This window comes from Hydrocoleum sp. CS-953 (assembly GCF_002260545.1).
In the GTDB taxonomy this organism is placed as follows: Bacteria; Cyanobacteriota; Cyanobacteriia; order Cyanobacteriales; family Microcoleaceae; genus Trichodesmium.
The window spans coordinates 1-2,914 of sequence record NZ_LGSU01000373.1; the positions used below are offsets into that span (position 1 = coordinate 1).

2 protein-coding genes are annotated in these 2,914 nt (G+C 34.5%); both read left to right on the forward strand.

The genetic code is table 11. From position 1 onward, the window contains the following. The first annotated feature begins 399 nt into the window (after positions 1 to 399). Entirely contained in the window at positions 400 to 1,233 is an 834-nt protein-coding gene (locus AFK68_RS03560) for an HpsJ family protein (RefSeq protein WP_094671625.1), read from the forward strand. A 314-nt stretch (positions 1,234 to 1,547) separates the two neighbouring features. Next, positions 1,548 to 2,423 carry a glycosyltransferase family 2 protein gene (locus tag AFK68_RS03565; RefSeq protein ID WP_094671626.1) on the forward strand — a complete coding sequence of 292 codons (876 nt, stop codon included), beginning with the start codon at positions 1,548 to 1,550 and terminating at the stop codon, positions 2,421 to 2,423. Positions 2,424 to 2,914: the final 491 nt, after the last annotated feature.

Genomic DNA, 2,914 nt, shown 5'->3' on the forward strand with positions numbered 1-2,914 from the left:
AAAATAGTATAGTAAATCAACAAAATTAGATTTCTCAAGAACAGGTTTAACTCCATCCATTATAAGCTAGGATTGTACGATAGACAGTTCTGTTCCATAAATTTAAAAATAATAGTAAATAGGACTGACTTATGCGAAACCCGGTTGCTAGGAAAAATTCTTGGTTTGAACAATCAACATCTAGGAAAAAAAAGGTTTCTGGGTTTGAGTGAGCAAGTCCTGAGTAAAGATAAAAAGACTGATAGACTGTGGTTCAACTCTGTCATAATTGTAAAAACAGACTGCTATTTATCTAAAAGATAGGGAAAATATATTTCCGCCATCAGGAATAGAATGCATCCTCAACATTTCAGACCTTAATTGTCCAGTGAACAATAACTTAGAACTCAGAACAATTCCATGAAAGCAACAAATATCCGTCAATATTCCTCTATAGCTTCTAACACTCTTACGATAGTAGGAGTAATTATGATTTTGTCCTCTCTACTTGACTTTATAGTCCTATCAATTCCATTTAACATCAGTAGTAGAGCATGGCAAATTGGTCTAACAACTCAAATAGTCGATCGGGGGATTATTCCTATGGTAGGAATGGCCTTATTAGTCACAGGCTATTGGGTAAGCAGTAATTCTGGCCTTCAAGATAACTCAAAATCCCCAATATTAGATTTGAGATTTTGGGCACTTTTACTAGCTAGCTTATTAGGACTGATATATCTATTACTATTTCCTATACACTTAAATAATACAAGTCAAGCTAGAGCTGAGGCCATTCAACGCATCGATCAACAAGCAAGCCAAGCAGAAACACAACTAGAAACCCGTATTGGTAGTAGCGAATTTAAAAATCAGATCCAGCAAAGGCGAAGTCAATTAAAAAATCAAATTACTAATTTACTAGCAGATGAAACTAGGTTAAATGAAGCATTAGAAAACGATCAATTACCAACCCAAGTAAAAAGTTTACTGGAACAATCAAAAGATAATCCTCAAGTTATTGATGAATTTCTCAATCGTCAAGCAGAACAATTACCAAATCAACTTCTAACTCGAATTCGTAGTCGTAAGCAAGAATTAGAAGCACAAGCTAATACAAACTCTTTTAAATCTAGTCTGAGAACTGGTCTGAGCAGCTTACTTTTAGCAGTAGGCTATATTATGATTGGTTGGACAGGATTAAAAAATATGGGAATTCTTAAAGGTAAAGGGCGTCGCCAAAATCCTGCTAGATAATGGGCAAATATCTCAAAGTTTAGAGATAACTTTAATGGCGTTGCACAATCAGGAATGATGAAATCTGAAAGTAGATATTTTTGGATAATTCTTTCCTCAATATATATACAGTTTAAAATCTATTATCATTCTTTAATGTGCAACCCCACTTTAATAATTAGACAGGGCAGTAAGAGCAAATTAAAATTATTAAAAAAAAGGTAAAGTGTCAACTTAAACCTTATGCTCAATGCCCTATCATTGGGTATTTATTTAATTGAATTAATCACCCAAATTGTGAGCTTTAACAAAGAGCAATTACTGAAATTTATCGAATGTTCTCAATTTATATACTGACTTACAATGAAGAAATAGATATCGCTGCTTGTATTGAGTCAGCAATGCTGTCAGATGACATTATGATAGTTGATTCCTTTAGTAGCGATCGGACTGTAGAAATAGCTCAATCTTATCCTGTAAAAATAGTCCAACATAAATTTGAAAGCCATGGACGACAGCGAACATGGATGTTACAGGAAGTTCCGGCCAAATATGAGTGGGTTTATATCCTAGAAGCGGATGAACGGATGACCCCAGAGCTATTTAACGAATGCCTAAAAACAATCCAAAGTCAAGAATACATAGGGTATTACGTTGCAGAAAGAGTCTTATTTATGGGCAGTTGGATTCGTCACAGCACCCAATATCCCCGATACCAGATGCGTCTATTTCGCAAGGATAAAGTCTGGTTTAGTGACTATGGTCACACAGAAAGAGAAGAGTGTGATGGCCCTACAAGTTTTTTGCAAGAAACTTATCCTCATTATACTTGTAGTAAAGGTATTTCCCGTTGGATAGAAAAGCACAATCGTTATTCTACAGATGAAGCTGCTGAAACAGTTAAACAACTAGAAACAGGAAGTGTATCTTGGAAAAATCTATTTTTTGGCGCTTCTGAAGTAGAGAGACGACGTGCCCTCAAAGACTTTTCCCTACGCTTACCCTTCAGACCAATAGTTCGCTTCATATATATGTATATTTTTCTCAGAGGATGCCTTGATGGCCAAGCTGGATTAGCTTGGTGTACCTTGCAAGCTTTCTACGAATATCTCATACTAATTAAAGTCTGGGAAATGAAAAATATGCCTGTACCATCATTAACTTCAACTATTGATGCTACGCCAAAATTAGAAATAGAGGCGCAAGGATGAAATATAGGTTTAAAAGTAGTTTTACCAACAAAGGTCGATTGACAGTTATTAATTTGTTAACAACAGCCAACAAATACTAATAATTACGGCTGAAAAAGGATCTGGTTTAGGTGAAAAACTAGGCTATTGATTAATGGGTAATGGATAATGAATAATGGATAATTACCTGATGCTTAAAACCAAGAAGNTAGAGGCGCAAGGATGAAATATAGGTTTAAAAGTAGTTTTACCAACAAAGGTCGATTGACAGTTATTAATTTGTTAACAACAGCCAACAAATACTAATAATTACGGCTGAAAAAGGATCTGGTTTAGGTGAAAAACTAGGCTATTGATTAATGGGTAATGGATAATGAATAATGGATAATTACCTGATGCTTAAAACCAAGAAGATTGAAGAAAAGAAAATCTCCTATTACTTTTATTCTCTTGAAATAGAAGGGAATAAAATTGAATTGATTAATTCTCAATTATCAATGATCCATTGGTAA